Origin of the sequence: Flagellimonas maritima (genome assembly GCF_003269425.1) — a bacterium.
Taxonomy (GTDB): domain Bacteria; phylum Bacteroidota; class Bacteroidia; order Flavobacteriales; family Flavobacteriaceae; genus Flagellimonas; species Flagellimonas maritima.
On record NZ_CP030104.1, the window covers coordinates 1,086,443 to 1,104,885 of the forward strand.

Annotated in this window: 16 protein-coding genes; 10 read left to right on the forward strand and 6 right to left on the reverse strand. The window is 38.8% G+C overall.

Annotated elements, in window-relative coordinates; all coding sequences use genetic code 11:
- The first annotated feature begins 131 nt into the window (after positions 1–131).
- Positions 132–3,278, forward strand: a complete 3,147-nt coding sequence (locus tag HME9304_RS04755) for a WD40/YVTN/BNR-like repeat-containing protein (protein WP_112377492.1) — start codon at positions 132–134, stop codon at positions 3,276–3,278.
- A 169-nt stretch (positions 3,279–3,447) separates the two neighbouring features.
- On the opposite strand, the gene HME9304_RS04760 is transcribed toward HME9304_RS04755, so the two are convergent.
- Positions 3,448–4,695 (reverse strand): LVIVD repeat-containing protein, encoded by a 1,248-nt coding sequence (locus HME9304_RS04760; protein ID WP_112377493.1) that lies wholly within the window; start codon positions 4,693–4,695, stop codon positions 3,448–3,450.
- An 84-nt stretch (positions 4,696–4,779) separates the two neighbouring features.
- On the reverse strand, positions 4,780–5,478 hold the full coding sequence (locus HME9304_RS04765) for a methyltransferase domain-containing protein (RefSeq protein WP_239023387.1): 699 nt from the start codon (positions 5,476–5,478) through the stop codon (positions 4,780–4,782).
- 123 nt (positions 5,479–5,601) lie between these two features.
- Between HME9304_RS04765 and miaB the strand changes: the two genes are divergently transcribed.
- The 7 genes from miaB to groL all read left to right on the forward strand — a co-directional run bounded on the left by miaB (position 5,602) and on the right by groL (position 12,277).
- Positions 5,602–7,047: a tRNA (N6-isopentenyl adenosine(37)-C2)-methylthiotransferase MiaB gene (gene miaB / locus HME9304_RS04770; RefSeq protein ID WP_112379725.1), complete on the forward strand. Its 1,446-nt coding sequence runs from the start codon at positions 5,602–5,604 to the stop codon at positions 7,045–7,047.
- Positions 7,048–7,050: 3 nt separating this feature from the next.
- Positions 7,051–8,325, forward strand: coding sequence for a sigma 54-interacting transcriptional regulator (locus HME9304_RS04775; protein WP_112377494.1), 1,275 nt, complete (start codon positions 7,051–7,053; stop codon positions 8,323–8,325).
- Positions 8,326–8,360: 35 nt separating this feature from the next.
- A complete protein-coding gene (locus HME9304_RS04780) occupies positions 8,361–8,876 on the forward strand; it encodes an LptE family protein (protein WP_112377495.1) in 516 nt (171 codons plus the stop codon).
- A gap of 5 nt (positions 8,877–8,881) precedes the next feature.
- Positions 8,882–9,784: a hypothetical protein gene (locus tag HME9304_RS04785; RefSeq protein ID WP_112377496.1), complete on the forward strand. Its 903-nt coding sequence runs from the start codon at positions 8,882–8,884 to the stop codon at positions 9,782–9,784.
- A 9-nt stretch (positions 9,785–9,793) separates the two neighbouring features.
- Positions 9,794–10,162, forward strand: coding sequence for a preprotein translocase subunit SecG (gene secG, locus HME9304_RS04790; protein ID WP_112377497.1), 369 nt, complete (start codon positions 9,794–9,796; stop codon positions 10,160–10,162).
- Positions 10,163–10,307: 145 nt separating this feature from the next.
- Positions 10,308–10,586 (forward strand): co-chaperone GroES, encoded by a 279-nt coding sequence (locus HME9304_RS04795; protein ID WP_112377498.1) that lies wholly within the window; start codon positions 10,308–10,310, stop codon positions 10,584–10,586.
- Between the two features lie 56 nt (positions 10,587–10,642).
- Positions 10,643–12,277, forward strand: coding sequence for a chaperonin GroEL (gene groL, locus HME9304_RS04800; protein ID WP_112377499.1), 1,635 nt, complete (start codon positions 10,643–10,645; stop codon positions 12,275–12,277).
- 120 nt (positions 12,278–12,397) lie between these two features.
- Here the strand turns inward: groL and HME9304_RS04805 are convergent, their stop codons facing one another.
- The 4 genes from HME9304_RS04805 to HME9304_RS04820 all read right to left on the reverse strand — a co-directional run bounded on the left by HME9304_RS04805 (position 12,398) and on the right by HME9304_RS04820 (position 16,218).
- On the reverse strand, positions 12,398–13,117 hold the full coding sequence (locus tag HME9304_RS04805; RefSeq protein ID WP_112377500.1) for a heavy-metal-associated domain-containing protein: 720 nt from the start codon (positions 13,115–13,117) through the stop codon (positions 12,398–12,400).
- Positions 13,118–13,474: a heavy-metal-associated domain-containing protein gene (locus HME9304_RS04810; protein WP_112377501.1), complete on the reverse strand. Its 357-nt coding sequence runs from the start codon at positions 13,472–13,474 to the stop codon at positions 13,118–13,120.
- 15 nt (positions 13,475–13,489) lie between these two features.
- The gene (locus HME9304_RS04815) at positions 13,490–15,724 is read right to left on the reverse strand and encodes a TonB-dependent receptor (RefSeq protein ID WP_112377502.1); all 2,235 of its coding nucleotides are present in this window, start codon (positions 15,722–15,724) and stop codon (positions 13,490–13,492) included.
- Positions 15,725–15,807: 83 nt separating this feature from the next.
- Positions 15,808–16,218, reverse strand: coding sequence for an HYC_CC_PP family protein (locus tag HME9304_RS04820; RefSeq protein ID WP_239023388.1), 411 nt, complete (start codon positions 16,216–16,218; stop codon positions 15,808–15,810).
- A gap of 144 nt (positions 16,219–16,362) precedes the next feature.
- Here HME9304_RS04820 and HME9304_RS04825 point away from each other — a divergent pair, with 144 nt between their 5' ends.
- Together HME9304_RS04825 and purH are read left to right on the forward strand one after the other, a co-directional pair.
- Positions 16,363–16,815, forward strand: coding sequence for a GAF domain-containing protein (locus HME9304_RS04825; RefSeq protein ID WP_112377503.1), 453 nt, complete (start codon positions 16,363–16,365; stop codon positions 16,813–16,815).
- A gap of 92 nt (positions 16,816–16,907) precedes the next feature.
- Positions 16,908–18,440 (forward strand): bifunctional phosphoribosylaminoimidazolecarboxamide formyltransferase/IMP cyclohydrolase, encoded by a 1,533-nt coding sequence (gene purH / locus HME9304_RS04830; RefSeq protein WP_112377504.1) that lies wholly within the window; start codon positions 16,908–16,910, stop codon positions 18,438–18,440.
- Positions 18,441–18,443: the final 3 nt, after the last annotated feature.

Consider the following 18,443-nt stretch of genomic DNA (forward strand, 5'->3'; position numbering starts at 1 on the left):
ATATTTAGCAGAACAACTGTTACCATAAAATAAACTTGGAAAGCATGGACTATTGTTCAATAAAAACCAATTACAAAATGTTGTCAAAAACATATTATGATTATTTTTAAAGACTACTTCAACTTAAAACCATGACAAAAACTACGCTTTTACTCATCGCCTTTTTTACTGTTTTCAGTACCGTAGAAATCAATGCTCAGCGCAAGGTTAATAAAAAAGAAACATCAGAGGATTTTTCTGAAAAATTGTACAGCGGTATGCAATGGCGCCTTGTTGGTCCCTTTAGAGGAGGAAGGGCAGGAACGGTAAGTGGGGTCAATGACAATCCAAACCTATACTATATGGGCACTGCGGGCGGCGGAGTTTGGAAAACCACCGACGCCGGTAGTAGTTGGGCCTGTATTTCCGATGGTTATTTTGGTGGGTCCATTGGGGCTATTGCGGTTTCTGAATCTGACCCCAATGTTATTTACGTAGGAGAAGGAGAGCAGACACTACGGGGCAATGTTTCTTCGGGGAATGGTCTCTGGAAAAGTATGGATGCTGGTGAGACATGGGAATTCATTGGACTCAAGGGGTCTGAACATATTTCGCGAATCAGGATTCATCCAACAAATCCAGATTTGGTTTACGTAGCTGCCATAGGAAATCTATGGATACCAAACGAAACACGTGGCGTCTATCGCTCAAAAGATGGTGGTGAAACTTGGGAGAAAATTTTATATGAGAGTGACAAAGCTGGAGCAGGCGACTTGATTTTAGATCCAAACAATCCACGAATCATGTATGCAGCTACTTGGCAAATGAAACGAAACGGCTACCGAATGGATAGCGGTGGGCCAGATAGCAAAATGTACAAAAGTACTGATGGCGGAGATTCATGGACGGATATTTCAAAGTATGATGGATTACCGGATGGGCCTTGGGGCATAGTTGGCATAACAGTTTCACCAGTGGACTCCAATAGGGTCTGGGCATTGATAGAAGCAGAAAATGGTGGGCTTTTTAGATCTGATGATGCGGGGAAAACATGGAAAAAGATAAATGAGAACAGGGCGCTACGGCAAAGAGCTTGGTACTACACCCGCATTTACGCCGATACACAAAATGTTGACAAACTTTTTGTAATGAACGTCAGTTATGGTGTATCTACTGATGGAGGTAAGACCTTTACTTTAAAAAATGCTCCTCACGGCGACCACCATGATTTATGGATCGACCCCAATAACAATCAAAGAATGGTAATTGCCGATGATGGAGGAGCCCAAGTCTCAAATGATGGCGGTGAAAATTGGTCCACGTATTACAACCAGCCCACTGCTCAATTTTATAGAGTGACTACTGATAATACTTTTCCTTACCGTATTTATGGTGCTCAACAGGATAATAGTACAGTCCGCATTTATCACCGAACCTCAGGGGCATCGATTGATGAATCCCATTGGGAGCCAACCTCTGGCGGTGAGAGTGCGCATCTTGCACCAGACCCAAATAACAATGACATCGTTTACGGGGGCACTTACAAAGGATATATGATGCGTAAAGATCATTCTGTGGACCAAACAAGATCGGTAAATATCTGGCCAGATAATCCTGCAGGTTCAGGGGCGGAGGTTATGAAATATCGTTTTAACTGGAATTTTCCCGTGAAATTCAGTATACATGACCCGCAGAAACTCTATGCCGGTTCCAACTATTTACATGTTACCACCAATGAAGGGCAAACCTGGAAGACAATTTCTCCAGACCTTACCCGAGGTATTCCAGAAACCATAAAATCTTCTGGCGGCCCCATTACTCAAGACAATACCGGGGCAGAATTTTATTCAAACCTATTTGCCATTAATGAATCTCCTTTAGAGAAGGGAGTAATTTGGGTTGGCAGTGATGACGGGTTAATTCATGTTACCCAGGACAATGGAAAAACTTGGGAGAATGTCACGCCCCCTTCAAGCATAAGTCCAAAATTGAACATGATCAACTGCATTGATCCAAGTCCATTTAAAAAAGGAACAGCTTATATAGCAGCGACTTCATACAAATTTGGGGACTATACACCCTATCTGTATAAAACAAATGATTATGGTAAAACTTGGAAGATTATAACAAACGGCATAAAGAACAATCATTATACTAGAGCCATACGTTCTGATAAGGTGAGGGAAGGATTGCTTTATGCGGGCACTGAATGGGGCATGTATATTTCTTTTAATGAAGGGATAAGTTGGTCACCTTTTCAATTGAATCTCCCTATCACGGCCATCCGAGATTTACATGTACGAGATAATGACTTGATTGCCGCGACCCATGGGCGTAGTTTTTGGATGATCGATGACCTCACTCCCCTGCACCAGCTTTCAAATGAAATGGCCGACAATACATTCTTTCTCTTTAAGCCAGATAAAGCCTATAGAATGCACCAGTCTGGCGGATGGTCAAAGCCGAATATGAAATTGGTCGGTGAAAATCATCCAGATGGAGCCATCATCAATTTTTATATTGAAAACTTAAAAGAAGAAGATTCTGTCCATATTGAAATTTTGGAATCTGATGGAACCTCCATCCAGAAATTTTCCAATACAGCGAAGGAAGACAAATTGAACCCTTCAGCCACAAAGCCCATTGAAGTTGCTTCTGGAGGAAATCGGTTGGTTTGGAATATGCGTTACCCAGGCTTTAAAAGTTTTGAAGGTATGGTTTTTTACTCATCTCCCAATGTTGGGCCCAAAGCCGTACCAGGAGATTACAAAGTAAGAATGACCTATAATGGAGAATCCATTGAACAAACTTTCTCAATTGTCAAAGACCCTAGATTGACCAATACCAATGAAGATTACCAAAAACAGTTCGATTTTTTAATAAAGGTCCGCGATCAAGTAAGTAAAGCTAATTCTGCAATTTCAGCTATTAGGTCTGTTGAAAAAGATTTGGACTATCTAAAAGGAAAAACCAAAGAGAACGAAAAAATTCAAAATCTTGTCCAAGAATTTCAAACCAAATTGGATGTGTTGGAAAACAACATCCATATGACCAAAAATCAGAGCAGGCAAGATCCTTTAAATTATGGCATCCGCATTAACAATAGACTCGCTTTTCTATTGGCTGATTCCCAACGGGGGGATTATCCGCCAACGGACCAATCCTTAGAATTTTTTGATGAAATAACCAAAGAGCTGAATACAGAATTAAGTGCACTAAACAGTCTATTGGAGGAATATATCCCTAAAATCAATAACAAGGTATCCGAAAATAAAATTAAGATGATTTCTACAGGGTAACGTTTTTAAACCGTCTAATGTGCGGTAATACGAAGAGGCTTTACAAATAGGCCGTTCCACTGTCAATTCGAGCAGAGTCGAGAACTTTGACATCTTGTTTTTAAATACATCTTGACTCCGCTCGAATTGACAGTTTATTTAAAATATACCTTTTTAGACACCCCTTTTTTTAATTGAGACCGATTTGGCTAATCAATTTAATGTTGTTGTCCAAATATTCGTATTGATATAAAACATCATCCCCGACCATGATCAAATGGCTTTCCAAAGGAATTACATCAAACGTAACTATATCTTTAAAATGGTTTAGACTTTTTAAATTGTTCACGTCCGTTTTGTCGTAAACCTTAAGACCCGCACTACCGTCGCAAATAAATAACTTTTCATCTTTAATACCCAATCCATATGGTTCGTCCATTGGGTATTCAATAGTCAACTCTGGATTCTCAATATTGGAAATATCAACAATGAACAATCCACTTTCCAAAGCACCACAACCATTTCCCCCGCGTAGCGTCACGTATGCATAATTACCATCCACTACAACAGGATCACAAGCTGTACCATGTTGAAATTCAGATACAAATGTCGGTGTTTCGGGTGCGGAAATATCGTAAATATACATGCCCTGCATGCTACCTAAAAATAAATGGTCGCCCCTATTGAAAATTGTTTCAATATCGAATCCTGCAAAAACATCTTCCAGATCTTGCGGATTTTCCAAATCGGATATATTGAATATATTGATGTTGTTCCTGTCAACAGCATATAAATATTCATCGACAATTTTAAAACGTGCCAATGAACCTCCTTGACCTGTATTTCCCCCATTTGTGGATTCTGCTAAGGCCATATCATTGAAAAGAACATCGCCTATTTGCTGTTCGACCTCTTCAATCAATCTACGCTCGGTCGTTGTTTGCCATCCGATTACAATTTCCGTTTCATAATCGTAATCTTCATGCTCATAAATATCAACTCCAAGAGGAAAAAAAACATTGTTGCCAAGGACATTTTCCAGTCGGTCGACAGGTTTTATAGTATTAATGTCAGATATATCCAACACCACCAAATCCATCAAGCTATCTGCAAACAAAAAATCGTCCTTTACAGAAATGTCAACATTACCGGGGATATTGATGAATGAAATTTTTCGAGGTTGTTCAGGATTGCTGTTATCTATTACATGAACTCCTTGATATTTGTCGTTTATAAAAATGTAATTCTTATATGTATAAACTTTTCCCGATTCATCAATGGGACGGGGAACTTCTATAGACAAGCTCGTAGCAAACTCTGCCCTGCTCATGATTAAAGGTCGTGCAACCAAATAGTCCGCATAATCATCGTCTTTATCATCACAGGACACAAAGACCAGCGCAACAATACCGAATAACACCAATATTTTCTTTTTCATTTTTGTTTAGGTTTTTTAGTAAATCGATATTATATAGATTAAAAAACTTAAACAAAGTTGCGGGGTCAGTGGAAAGAAAATATGTTAAAATTGATAAAGTGTCGTGACAATGACACCTTTGTTGTACTTAATACGCAACATCTCTTGTCTATTTTTTGATTCAAGCATAAAAGGGGCTTCATGTAGTACTACACCACTATTGCGTGAAAGTCTAATGCTTGCCCCCGTGACCTTGTCCAGATTGGAAACGAACTCCTTTTTAGGTAAATGTTCTGTTATAATGGCATATTTGAACGCATTGAGTTTTGGCACTACCTTTTTAATATTGTCGTTGGACATATGCTGTAAAACCTGTCTTATCAAAACGCAATCTGCCTTTGGCAGCTCGTCTTCAACAATATCGATACAACCAAAAATCAATTTTTTGTTCTTAAACTTTCGCTTGTTTCTTTCTATTAACTCCTCAACAACGTCAAACGCGAGATACTTTTCAGCACAGTCGATAAGTTGATGTCCAACATTAAAATCTCCGCAGCCCAAATCGCAAACCGTTAGTTTGCTTCCATTCGAATTCAAAAACTTTTTTACGCCCCGCACATAAGGTTTGACCACTTTTTTGGAGTGCGATCCAAAACCTGAATAAAAATCATACTTTTTCCCACCCCATTCCTTCTCAGAATATATTTTCTGCATTACTTGTTTCGGCAAAATATTGTTTACAGATGTTGCTTGCGGCAAAAGCGAGTCCTTCCTGCCAAGGAATCTTTGGATCAGTTTTTTCATTTTGGTTGGTTTTAACAAATATAAGTATTAGTAAATATTTAAATTTAACTGCCAAATTGTCACTTATTTAGAATATACATTATCTTTGCATCCCATTATAATGAAATGACATCCAACGAAAACATGGAGAAGGTTATAGATGAAAATCAACAAGGAAATACTTTGACCCTTGAAAGTAATGACAGTAATAATAGAAAACTTTACATTGAGAGTTATGGTTGCCAAATGAATTTTTCCGATAGTGAGATCGTAGCCTCTATTTTGGCAAAGGAGGGTTTTAATACCACCAAAAATCTTGAAGAAGCTGATCTGGTACTGGTTAATACTTGTTCCATTAGGGAAAAGGCTGAATTAACCGTTCGTAAGCGTTTGGAGAAATTTAATGCCGTCAAAAAGACAAACCCAGGAATGAAGGTTGGAGTACTCGGTTGTATGGCGGAGCGCCTTAAAAACAAATTTCTGGAAGAGGAGAAGATAGTGGATATGGTTGTTGGACCTGACGCATATAAAGATCTGCCCAACCTTATAAAAGAAATTGATGAGGGCAGAAATGCGGTAAATGTGATTTTATCCAAAGATGAGACGTATGGCGATGTAGCTCCTGTTCGATTGAACTCCAATGGCGTAAGCGCTTTTGTATCCATAACCCGAGGTTGCGATAATATGTGCACCTTTTGTGTAGTACCATTTACACGCGGAAGGGAACGCAGCCGTAATCCCCAATCTATTCTTGAAGAGGTTAACGATCTATGGGACAAAGGTTTTAAGGAAATCACACTTTTGGGCCAAAATGTGGACAGTTATCTATGGTACGGTGGCGGATTGAAGAAAGACTTTGAAAAGGCTTCAGATATGCAGAAGGCCACTTCTGTCAATTTTGCCAAATTGTTGGAACTTGTTGCCAGAGCACAGCCAAAAATGCGTATTCGTTTTTCCACATCCAATCCACAGGACATGACTTTAGATGTTATAGAGGCCATGGCCGCACATGAAAACATCTGTAACTATATCCATTTGCCCGTCCAAAGTGGGAGCAATCGTATTTTGAAAGCGATGAACAGACTTCATTCGCGAGAAGAGTATTTTGAGCTGATAGATAATATTCGAAAAATTATACCGGATTGTGCCATAAGCCAAGATATGATTACAGGCTTTCCTACCGAGACCGAAGAAGATCACCAAGATACTTTGAGCTTAATGGAATATGTAAAGTATGATTTTGGATTTATGTTCGCATATTCAGAAAGACCTGGAACTATGGCAGCTCGCAAATTGTATGATGACGTCCCTGAAAAAATCAAAAAGAGACGTTTAAGCGAAATTATAGATTTTCAGCAGAGACATTCCCTTTATAGGACCCAACAACATCTTGGTAAGATAGAAGAAGTTTTGATAGAGGGCCCTTCAAAAAAATCCGATACACATTGGAAAGGCAGAAATTCCCAAAATACCGTAGTGGTCTTTCCAAAGAAAAACTATAAAGTGGGAGAGTTTGTAAACGTAAAAATCAATGAATGCACCTCCGCCACACTCATAGGAGAAGCCATTGAACATTCAAAAAATAATTAATGTATGGAAAACGTTCAATCCATAAAACAGCGTTTTGAACTAATAGGCAACGATACCAAACTGAACAGAGCCTTGGAAAAGGCTGTACAAGTTGCCCCTACCGATATTTCTGTTTTGGTAACTGGCGAGAGTGGTGTGGGCAAAGAAGCCATACCAAAGATAATCCACTCGTTATCGCATCGTAAGCATGCAAAATATATCGCCGTCAATTGTGGAGCCATCCCTGAGGGAACTATAGACAGTGAACTTTTTGGTCATGAAAAAGGAGCTTTTACAGGAGCAACGCAAACCCGCAACGGATACTTTGAAGTAGCAGATGGGGGGACTATATTTTTAGATGAAGTTGGAGAATTGCCATTGACCACCCAAGTCCGGTTGTTGAGAGTTTTGGAAAACGGGGAATTTTTAAAAGTAGGCTCCTCTCAAGTACAGAAAACAGATGTCAGGATTGTTGCCGCAACCAATATCAATATGTTCGAGGCGATTGAAAAAGAAAAATTTAGGGAAGATCTCTATTATAGATTGAGCACTGTGGAAATTGCAATTCCGCCATTGCGTGACCGACAGGAAGATATTCATTTATTGTTCAGAAAGTTTGCTTCGGATTTTGGTCGAAAATACAAAATGCCAACAATCAGGCTGGAAGAACAAGCGGTCCAACTACTCATAAAATATAGATGGCCCGGCAACATAAGACAATTGAGAAATATTGCAGAGCAGGTTTCAGTCTTGGAAAAGGAAAGAAATATTTCGGCAGCTACATTGAATAGTTATCTACCCAATTCGAATAGCAGCAATCTTCCCGCGGTAGTGGGCCAAAACAAAAAAGAAAGCGACTTTAGTAATGAAAGGGAAATTCTTTACAAGGTCTTGTTCGATATGAAAGGAGACCTCAACGATCTCAAAAAGCTTACTTTGGAGCTTTTAAAGAACAACGATTCAGAAAAGGTACAGGAAGAAAATGAAACCTTGATACGCAAAATTTACGGGAAACACGAAGAAGACGGTACCGACCAAAAAGAAGACAGCGTAGCAGAAGTGCTACGATTACCTGAACCCGTTTTAGAAACGAACGGGACCGTTGCACAACAGCAAGAGGACCGTTATCATTTTGCCGAAGAGATTGAAGAAGAGGAAACACTTTCATTACAAGAGAAAGAAATTGAACTAATAAAAAAATCTTTAGATCGAAATCGTGGAAAGCGGAAAGCTGCAGCTACCGAGCTGGGCATTTCGGAACGGACCTTATACAGAAAAATAAAACAATACGATCTTTAAGTTTTCTACCTTTATATCATTTGGAAAAATCACATATGAAATATAATTGTAAATTCTGGTTTTTTGGATTAATGTTGAGCCTGTTAAGTTGTGGTGCCTATAATTTTTCAGGAGCTGATATCGGTACTGCCGAAAGCTTTCAGGTCAACTTTTTTCAAAACTATGCCGATCAAAGTCCAAACTCCGTAATAGAGCCTGGACTGGACAGGGATTTTACCAATGCTTTACAGGAATTGATCACTAATCTGACCAGTCTTGCGCTTACTGGTAGCAATGGAGACTTATTGTACGAAGGAGAAATAGTAGAATACAGGGTTACGCCGATGACTGCGACGGCAGATCAATTAACATCACAAAACCGGCTTACCATGAGTGTCAATGTAAGGTTTTTCAATAAAACAAAAGAAGAAGCGGATTTTGAACGCCGCTTCTCCTTCTTTTTTGATTTTGATGCAACATCCACTTTGGCTTCTGTACAGGCACAGGCGCACGAAGAGTTATTTGAACGTATTACGCAAGATATTTTCAACGCTTCTCTTGGAAATTGGTAGATAATATGAATGTATCCGATTTTATAAATATTATTCAAAACTCCAACACTATCCTATCCCCAAAACAAACACGTTCTTTGGAGGATATCATTGCTGAGTACCCCTACTTTCAGACAGCGAGGGCATTGCATTTAAAAGGGCTCAAGAATCTTGACAGTTATAAATATAATGATGCATTAAAGGTCACCGCAGCCCATACGGCCGATAGGGATGTCCTGTTCGATTTTATTACCTCTAAAGAATTTGTTCAGAACAATATCGCCGATACCATAATTGGAAGAACGACAAAACTGGAAGATAAGAATGCAGTTTCCGAAGAAATAGCCCCCAATCCCAGTATGGAAATGATTCTGGGAGAAACCGATGAAGATGCATTACCAAGAAATATTCAAGATGCCGAGCAAATATTGAACCCAGCACTTTTTAAATCAAAAATACAGGAAGAGGACGTAGAAAAAAAAGAGAATGAACTTTCCGTAAAAACGGAAAATAGCATTGAGACGAATTTGGAACTCGGCAAGCCCATTCCATTCACCAAAAAAGAAAAACACTCCTTTACAGAATGGCTTCAATTGGCATCAAATAACCAAACCAATGAAATTGATTCCACTAAATTTGAAGAATCCAAAAAAAAGAGAAAATTTGACTTGTTGGACAAGTTCATTGAGAATAAACCGAAAATCATTCCCAATCAAGATTTAAAAGCCAAAGTGAATATAAAGGAATCCACAAAATTCAATACAAATGAGTTGATGACCGAGACTTTGGCTAAAGTATATTTGGAGCAAAAAAAATATAAAAAAGCCATTCAGGCCTTTAAAATATTGAGTTTGAAATATCCAGAAAAAAATGGTTTCTTTGCAGATCAAATTCGGGCGGTGAAGAAGCTGCAGAAAGAAAACGAATAAGAAGAAACAATGAGTACGTTTGCAATTTTTTTAATACTGATTATTATAGTTTGCCTTTTATTGGTTTTGGTCATAATGGTACAAAATCCTAAAGGAGGTGGATTATCGTCATCTTTTGGTGGAGGTGGAAACCAAGTAGTGGGCGGCGTAAAAAAAACAGGTGATTTTTTAGATAAAAGCACGTGGACGCTAGCATCGCTTTTGATTGTTTTGATTCTACTTTCCAATGTTTCCCTAAAAGGGAACTATAGTCAAGCAGATTCCAAATTATTGCAAGGGGATGATGTTGAGACCACAGTGCCAGAAACGGTTCCCGAAGAAATTCCAGAGCAGGTTCCTGCGGCTGACAATAGTAACCCGGCGGACACCATCAATTAGTTTTGATGAAAAAATAAAATGTAAATGCCAGCTTAAATGACAAGCTGGCATTTTTGTTTTCTAATAATGTCAGTTTTCCTGTAATGGCATAATTTCTGCCCAATGTTTTCAGAATTTCTAAAAATAAAACCTAAAAATTAATAATATGGCTAAAGTCAATATCAAACCATTAGCGGATAGAGTTCTCATAGAACCCGTTGAAGCTGAAACAAAAACAGCTTCTGGAATCATAATCCCAGATACTGCAAAAGAAAAACCCCAAAAAGGAAAAGTAGTTGCCGTTGGTCCAGGCACAAAGGATGAGGCGATAACTGTTAAAGTTGGAGACACGGTTCTTTATGGCAAGTACGCCGGCACAGAATTAAAGTTGGATGGATCAGATTACTTAATAATGCGCGAAAGTGACATTTTAGCAATTGTTTAATTTAAAATCAACTAAAATAGATTCCCGCCCCCGCGGGAATAACAAAAAACATAATTATGGCAAAAGATATTCAATTTGATATAGATGCGCGCGATGGCTTAAAAAAAGGTGTTGATGCCTTGGCCAACGCAGTAAAAGTCACCTTGGGACCCAAGGGCAGGAATGTTATTATCAGCAAATCATTTGGTGCACCACAAGTCACCAAAGATGGTGTTACAGTTGCTAAAGAAATAGAGTTGGAGAACGCACTTGAAAACATGGGTGCCCAAATGGTGAAAGAAGTAGCTTCCAAAACAAATGACCTGGCTGGTGATGGCACAACTACGGCCACAGTTCTCGCACAAGCCATTGTAAAGGAAGGTCTTAAAAACGTAGCAGCCGGTGCAAATCCAATGGATTTAAAAAGAGGTATTGACAAGGCCGTCGAAGCTATCGTTGAGAATCTTGCAAAGCAGTCAAAGAAAGTTGGGGATTCCTCAGAAAAAATAAAGCAGGTAGCTGCAATCTCCGCCAACAATGATGAAACCATCGGGGATTTGATAGCGCAAGCTTTTGATAAAGTTGGAAAAGAAGGTGTCATTACCGTTGAGGAAGCAAAAGGAACAGATACTTACGTTGATGTTGTTGAAGGTATGCAATTTGACAGAGGATATCTTTCTCCCTATTTTGTAACTGATTCCGAAAAAATGGTTGCTGATCTGGAGAATCCTTATATTCTTCTTTTTGATAAGAAAATCTCTTCCATGAAGGATTTGCTTCCAGTATTGGAGCCCGTAGCACAGTCTGGGAAACCTCTTTTGATTATTGCAGAAGATGTTGATGGTGAAGCATTGGCAACTTTGGTAGTGAATAAATTGAGAGGTTCCTTAAAAATCGCAGCGGTAAAAGCTCCTGGTTTTGGTGATCGCAGAAAAGCAATGTTGGAAGACATAGCCATTCTTACCAAAGGTACCGTAATCTCAGAAGAAAGAGGATTCTCTTTGGAGACTGCAACCATTGACATGTTGGGTACTACGGAGAGAGTTACCATTGACAAGGACAATACTACAATCGTAAATGGTGGTGGTGTTGCAAAAGATATCAAGACTCGTGTTAATCAGATAAAGGCTCAGATTGAAACAACCACTTCTGACTATGACAAAGAAAAGCTGCAAGAGCGTTTGGCAAAACTTGCTGGTGGTGTCGCAGTGCTTTATGTAGGTGCTGCATCTGAGGTAGAAATGAAAGAAAAGAAAGATCGTGTTGATGATGCTCTACATGCAACCCGAGCTGCGGTTGAGGAAGGTATTGTTGCAGGTGGTGGTGTAGCTTTGGTAAGAGCTAAATCAGTCCTTTCTAAAATTGACGCACTTAACCCAGATGAAGAAACCGGTCTTCAAATTGTCGCTCGTGCTATCGAATCCCCATTGCGCACTATTGTTGAAAACGCAGGTGGTGAAGGTTCGGTCGTAGTGGCCAAAGTTATGGACGGTAAAGGTGATTTCGGATTTGATGCGAAATCTGATAAGTATGTTGAGATGATGAAGGCAGGAATCATTGATCCTACCAAAGTAACACGTGTGGCTTTGGAAAATGCCGCTTCTGTAGCAGGTATGATATTAACTACGGAATGTTCATTGACCGATATTAAGGAAGATTCCCCTGCCATGCCTCCAATGGGCGGCGGTGGCGGAATGCCAGGGATGATGTAGTCCGTAGCACTAAAAAACAATTATTTAAAAAGCCGTTCCAACTAGTTGGAACGGCTTTTTAATTCTATAATCAGGCCAAACGTGCCTTTTCTGCAGACAGGTACAGCAAATGACCTAAAACTAGTAAAATATATTTACCAACATCCATAATGCCATAACTAGCATTATTGCGTTCTCAATAAAAGTGGCTTCGGTCATTGGGAGCTTTAGGGCTGTACCCAAACATGCACACCTAATGTTTTTTTTGTCCAACAAAGTTTTAGTAACACCAATAGTGGTAATTCCTAAAATCAGTATTGTCACAATCAAGGCAAAAGACACCTGATATCGCATAAGAAAAAGCAATCCCAGCCCAAGTTCCAAAAATGGATAAATCCATCCATACACTGGAACGACCTTTGCCAAAGGGTCGTACATTCTAAAACTTTCCGGAAAACCTTTTAAATCCAAAAGCTTGAAAAAACTGAAAACAATATAAAAAAGCCCCATAAAATCAAGCATGGCTTCAGCTAAATCCCAGCTTTTATAATTCAATAAGAAGGATGCTGTAAAGAGATATGCAAAAATCAAGAACAACGGCTGCAATTGCACCCATTTGGATTGTGATTCCTGAATCGTTATTTCTGGTACGGGTTCAGATACTTCAGAAATACCATACTTACTTCCCAGAACATCTTGCAGCATAGCTATCTGAAGACTTTTTTTTGAAATAATGCTTGCTCGGGATTCTTCCAAACTTACTTCTACCTTTTCCACTCCTTCAACAGCAGAGAGTTTTTTAGAGACCGTAGCCACACAACCTTGGCAGGTCATTCCCGTTACCGAATACGTCCGTTCCATTTAGTGTTTTTCGCTATCGTCCGTATTATCGTCCCTATACTTACAGCAAGGGTGAACGTTATCGTAAGCTTCTTGGGACGCCTTAAGCTCCTTGGTGTCATGACCCACTCCTACTAAAGCAGTCTTAATCTCCATGGCATTGGTTTTGTGTTCATCGACAATCAATGAAAGTTGGTGCGTTGGAATGTCCCAAACCGCATATTTTACGCCATCGACATTTAGAGCCGCTTTTTCAATCCGCATTTTGCACATATCACATTTACCATCGACCTCAAAGGTCATTTTTTTGTTTTTGTCCTGGGCATTGCTTGTTACAACTCCAAAAAGACAAACTACAGCAAATACTATATTTTTCATTTTGTAACTTTTTAATTATGATTTAAATCTAAAACCTGCATAGACCATTCTTCCTAAAATAGGAGCAAATACGATTGTAGTATCAAAATTTGCACCAAAAGGATCTTCAGCGCCCAAAACAGGATTGTTCTGTCTAAAATTAGTCAAATTTTCACCCCCTAGGTATATTTCAAATTTCTTTGAAAAGACCTTGGTTATTTGTGCGTTCATCAAGCTATAGGCGTCCGAAAACTCTCCCAACCGAAATTCTTCCGGATTTGAAGAGGTGTCCGGCAACCGTTGTTGGCCCAAGGCATGTAACGTGTAATCAAAACGCCACTGAGACCCATTCTCTTTTTCATTGGTATTATATCCAATATTGGCAAAATATCGATTACGCGCCTGTAAAGGTTTTTGCAAGAGCCCTGTTTGAAAGTCTGTTTTTACATCATAATATTTATACGCAGCCCTTAATTCCACATTCGGCAGTACTTCATGATTTATCTCAAACTGAAGACTATTGGCAAAACTCTTTCCCTCCAAGTTTGAAAATACTACTTCTCTTGGATTTTCCCAATCGACGACCACTTGATTCTCAAAATCAGTTCGATAATAATCTACCGTAACATTTCCGGGCCTATTGAACAATGAAAAACCTTGCAGAAAACTAACACCGTAATTAAATGCTTTTTCAGCATCGAAGCCATAAATATTTCCATCGTTCTGCACCAATCGAATTGCTCTGGAAGAAGCAAACAGTTTTTGGTTTTCGGCAAAAATATTAGCGGCCCTTCTGCCCACTCCAAAGGACCCTCTTAAACTTCCTTTTTCCCATGGCGTGTAACGAACATGCAATCTGGGAGTTATAAATGTACCTAAACGATTATGGGTATCTACACGTAAGCCTGCCGTTAAACTCAGTTTTTCAAGATTCGTGTAACTGTATTCAAAAAAAGCACCCAAAGATTGATCCACCCTTCCAAAATTTTGGTTATTGACCAATTCATCATATCCATCATAGGCCAAGGTCAACCCTGTCTTAAATTTGTTCTTGGTGTTTCCGATAATGGAATTGAACAAAAAATTGGAATACACACTTTCATGGTCTATGTCGTATACATTAAAACCATAAAAAGAATCTTGTTTATGTTTACTGTAGGCAACTTGAAACCCAAAACTTTGATAGGGCGATTCAGGAAAAACATAACCCAGTTTAAGCGAACTGTCAAATCTTCTGGTATCAATTTTACTGCCCCAAGTATTGGTCGTGAACTTATCCATATCAGGATTAAAATCTGTCTGTCCTACCTGTTTTTCATCGTTCAGAAATCTGACATTAAAAAAGCTGACCCATCCTTTTTCCGGATTTTGATATTGCCAACGGTTTGCAATATTAATTTGATTGGCTAGAGGTGCGTCCAGAAAACCATCATCATTATTATCGACCTCCACATCTCGCCGATTTCCGTGAATATAAAATCCAGTGCTCCATTTATCGGATAGTTTTCTATTGATGTGGGTATTCAGTTCCAACCGTCCGTTTAAGTTCGCATATCCGTTTACAAAAATAGGGGTGTCCATTAAAGGTTTTTGCAGTTCCGTATTTATTTGACCCGATATACTTTCATAGCCATTGACAACACTACCGGCACCTTTGGTAATCTGAATGCTCTCCACCCACGTACCAGGAGTAAAGGTAAGCCCGTACGCTTGCGAAGCACCCCTGACCATAGGAATGTTCTCTTGTGTAATCAACAAATAAGGGCTTGTTAAGCCGAGCATTTGAATTTGTTTTGTTCCTGTTAGGGCATCATTAAAATTGACATCGATGGCAGGATTCGTCTCAAAACTTTCTGATAGATTGCAACAAGCTGCTTTAAGCAGTTCAGCACTATTAACGGTAACCACATTTTGAGCAGAAAAATAGGTTTTTTGAATAGCATCTCTTTCCTGTTGCACAACGACCTCGTCCAATTGGTTGGAAGGCTGTAACCAATGATGTACCATCCTTGGCTTTTCTATCGTTAAAGTATCAGTTTGGAATCCAACAAAACTAATAATCAGTTTATTGTATTCTTTAGAATAGGGAATGCTGAACGTACCATCATCTTTGGTCATTGTTCCAATCTGGGAATTTAACCAGTATACATTGGCTCCAGCGAGTCCAATGTGCTTGTTTTCAGCATTTGCTTCCATAACCATACCCTTAATGCCATCTTGTGCAATAATCGATATGGGAAGCGATAAAAAAAGTATTAAAATATATTTCATTTGTTTGTATTGAACGTTTATACTTGACACCGAATAATGGTGTCATTTGGTCCATAAGGACTACAATAAAAAGTTCAATAAAATCAAATTAAAAAGACTTGGTCGAGAATATGGATATCCTTGACCAAATTGGGAGGTGGATATTTTTCATGTGGGATAGGAAGCTTCTCAACAGGAACAAAAAGGTCAAAATATGACGTTACAAAAGTTGCCAAGAAAACCTGACTTACTATTTCTAAATCGTCCCAAGAAAGTTTTAAGTTGTCTTGGCCCGACAGCGTAAAAGATTCGTCATCACAACAACCATTATCCATAGTATCATCACCCGTAGCAGCCATGGCTTGTTCCATACCACAATCATCTGCATGGACAAAAAATGAGATATCCATAACCCTGCCCATACAAAAATGCTTATCTATTGTCCAAGAAACCGTGGACAGTAGCACCAAAAGAGCAAGAAAAACGGAAAATATGTTTTGAAAAATCCTTTTCACCAGTGTAAAATTACAATAAATAATATCTTTCTCAATTCTTTGCGGTATTTCATTAACTAAAATTTAGGTTATAAGTTGCTATAATTTTAACTGTTCTTATCGAACAAAACCTTCAATTCAAATACATTTGTAAAAATTTTTACCATGGTATCTTCCTTAAAACCTAAAGTCAATCAAATTTTATCGCAAAACGAAAAGAGCGTAGAAAATCGTCTGATAGAATTATGCGGGTTGTTAAAAAATACTGTTGATCATTATGACTGGGTTGGCTTCTACTTTAAAAATGGCAATAAAAATGAATTAAAGCTCGGTCCTTATGCAGGAGAACCCACGGACCATACGATAATTCCCTTTGGAAAAGGAATCTGTGGACAAGTTGCTGTAAGCAATGAAAATTTTGTGGTTCCGGATGTTGCCGCTCAGGATAATTATATTGCCTGTAGTATTACCGTTAAAGCTGAAATTGTGGTTCCGTTATTCGTAAACGGCAAAAATATAGGACAAATAGATATTGATTCCAATACACCAGATCCATTTACAGAAGAAGATGAGCGCTTTTTAGAATTTGTAAATGAAAAAGTAGCGCAGATTCTTTAAAACTAGTTCTATTTTGTTGATAACCCCTATAATTTTTTAATAACAAAAAAATTACTTTTGTGTGCTTAATTAATTGATCTTTAAGACATATAATGGACACCTCCAAAAAAGCAACTGCCGCACTTATTTCCGTTTTTCACAAAGATGGACTCGAACCTATTGTAAAAAAACTTGAAAAACTTGGCGTAACCCTTTATTCCACAGGTGGCACGGAAAAATTTATCAGAGACCTAGGCATCAATGTTACCCCGGTCGAAGATGTAACAAGCTATCCCTCTATTTTGGGAGGCCGTGTAAAAACATTGCACCCCAAGGTTTTTGGTGGAATTTTGAACAGACAGAACAACGAAAGTGATGTGGCACAGATGGCAGAGTTTGAAATTCCCCAGTTGGATATTGTCATTGTAGATCTTTATCCTTTTGAAAAAACGGTTTCCAGTGGCGCATCTGAACAAGATATTATCGAAAAAATAGATATTGGCGGTATCTCGCTCATTCGGGCCGCGGCCAAAAACTTTAAAGATGTACTTTGTGTTTCATCAATGGAGGACTACGGAGACTTTTTGAATGTAATTTCCAAGGAAGATGGCACGACCACGCTCGAAGATAGAAAGCGTTTCGCGGCAAAAGCATTCAATGTTTCTTCCCACTATGATTCGGCTATTTTCAATTATTTTAATGGTGATGGAACCGAAATAGGTTTAAAAATCAGTGAGCAAAACGGACAAATACTTCGTTATGGGGAAAACCCTCACCAAAAAGGCTATTTCTACGGGGATTTTGAAGCGATGTTTACCAAGCTCCATGGCAAAGAGCTTTCTTACAATAATCTTTTGGACGTTGATGCCGCGGTAAATTTAATGGGAGAGTTCAAATACGATGCGCCAACTTTTGCCATTCTAAAACATAACAATGCCTGTGGTCTGGCCACTAGAAAAACTATTAAAGAAGCTTATGTTGACGCACTTGCAGGTGACCCTGTTTCGGCTTTTGGTGGCATTCTTATTTCAAATGTTGAAATTGATGGCCCAACTGCCGAGGAGATACATAAATTATTCTGTGAGGTGGTGATAGCGCCCAGCTATTCAAATGATGCTTTGGAAATTCTGAAAGGGAAAAAGAACCGAATCATCCTGATCCAAAATGATGTATCCTTACCTGATATCTTGGTCAGAACCTGCCTGAACGGCTTTTTGGTTCAGGATAAAGATTTAAAGACAGATAGATCGGATGATTTAACAACGGTTACAAAAAAAGAACCCAATATGCAGGAAATCGAGGATTTGATTTTTGCTTCCAAACTTTGCAAGCACACGAAAAGCAATACCATCGTTTTGGCGAAGAACAAACAACTTTGTGCAAGTGGAACGGGACAAACCTCACGTGTAGACGCTTTAAACCAAGCAATTCATAAAGCAGGTTCCTTCAATTTTGAATTGGAAGGTGCCGTAATGGCAAGTGATGCTTTCTTTCCTTTTCCGGACTGTGTTGAAATTGCCCACAAAGCGGGAATAAAAAGTGTAATTCAGCCAGGTGGGTCGATCAAAGATCAATTGAGCATAGATTATTGCAATGAAAATGGGTTGTCAATGGTAATGACAGGCACTAGACATTTTAAGCATTAATTT

Coding starts and splice junctions, on each gene's coding strand:
- HME9304_RS04805 (WP_112377500.1), bottom strand. CDS start 13,117: ATGGAACGGACGTATTCGGTAACGGGAATGACCTGCCAAGGTTGTGTG.
- HME9304_RS04785 (WP_112377496.1), top strand. CDS start 8,882: ATGAATGTATCCGATTTTATAAATATTATTCAAAACTCCAACACTATC.
- HME9304_RS04765 (WP_239023387.1), bottom strand. CDS start 5,478: ATGAAAAAACTGATCCAAAGATTCCTTGGCAGGAAGGACTCGCTTTTG.
- HME9304_RS04810 (WP_112377501.1), bottom strand. CDS start 13,474: ATGAAAAATATAGTATTTGCTGTAGTTTGTCTTTTTGGAGTTGTAACA.
- groL (WP_112377499.1), top strand. CDS start 10,643: ATGGCAAAAGATATTCAATTTGATATAGATGCGCGCGATGGCTTAAAA.
- HME9304_RS04795 (WP_112377498.1), top strand. CDS start 10,308: ATGGCTAAAGTCAATATCAAACCATTAGCGGATAGAGTTCTCATAGAA.
- HME9304_RS04775 (WP_112377494.1), top strand. CDS start 7,051: ATGGAAAACGTTCAATCCATAAAACAGCGTTTTGAACTAATAGGCAAC.
- HME9304_RS04760 (WP_112377493.1), bottom strand. CDS start 4,695: ATGAAAAAGAAAATATTGGTGTTATTCGGTATTGTTGCGCTGGTCTTT.
- HME9304_RS04825 (WP_112377503.1), top strand. CDS start 16,363: ATGGTATCTTCCTTAAAACCTAAAGTCAATCAAATTTTATCGCAAAAC.
- purH (WP_112377504.1), top strand. CDS start 16,908: ATGGACACCTCCAAAAAAGCAACTGCCGCACTTATTTCCGTTTTTCAC.
- HME9304_RS04780 (WP_112377495.1), top strand. CDS start 8,361: ATGAAATATAATTGTAAATTCTGGTTTTTTGGATTAATGTTGAGCCTG.
- HME9304_RS04815 (WP_112377502.1), bottom strand. CDS start 15,724: ATGAAATATATTTTAATACTTTTTTTATCGCTTCCCATATCGATTATT.
- HME9304_RS04755 (WP_112377492.1), top strand. CDS start 132: ATGACAAAAACTACGCTTTTACTCATCGCCTTTTTTACTGTTTTCAGT.
- secG (WP_112377497.1), top strand. CDS start 9,794: ATGAGTACGTTTGCAATTTTTTTAATACTGATTATTATAGTTTGCCTT.
- miaB (WP_112379725.1), top strand. CDS start 5,602: ATGGAGAAGGTTATAGATGAAAATCAACAAGGAAATACTTTGACCCTT.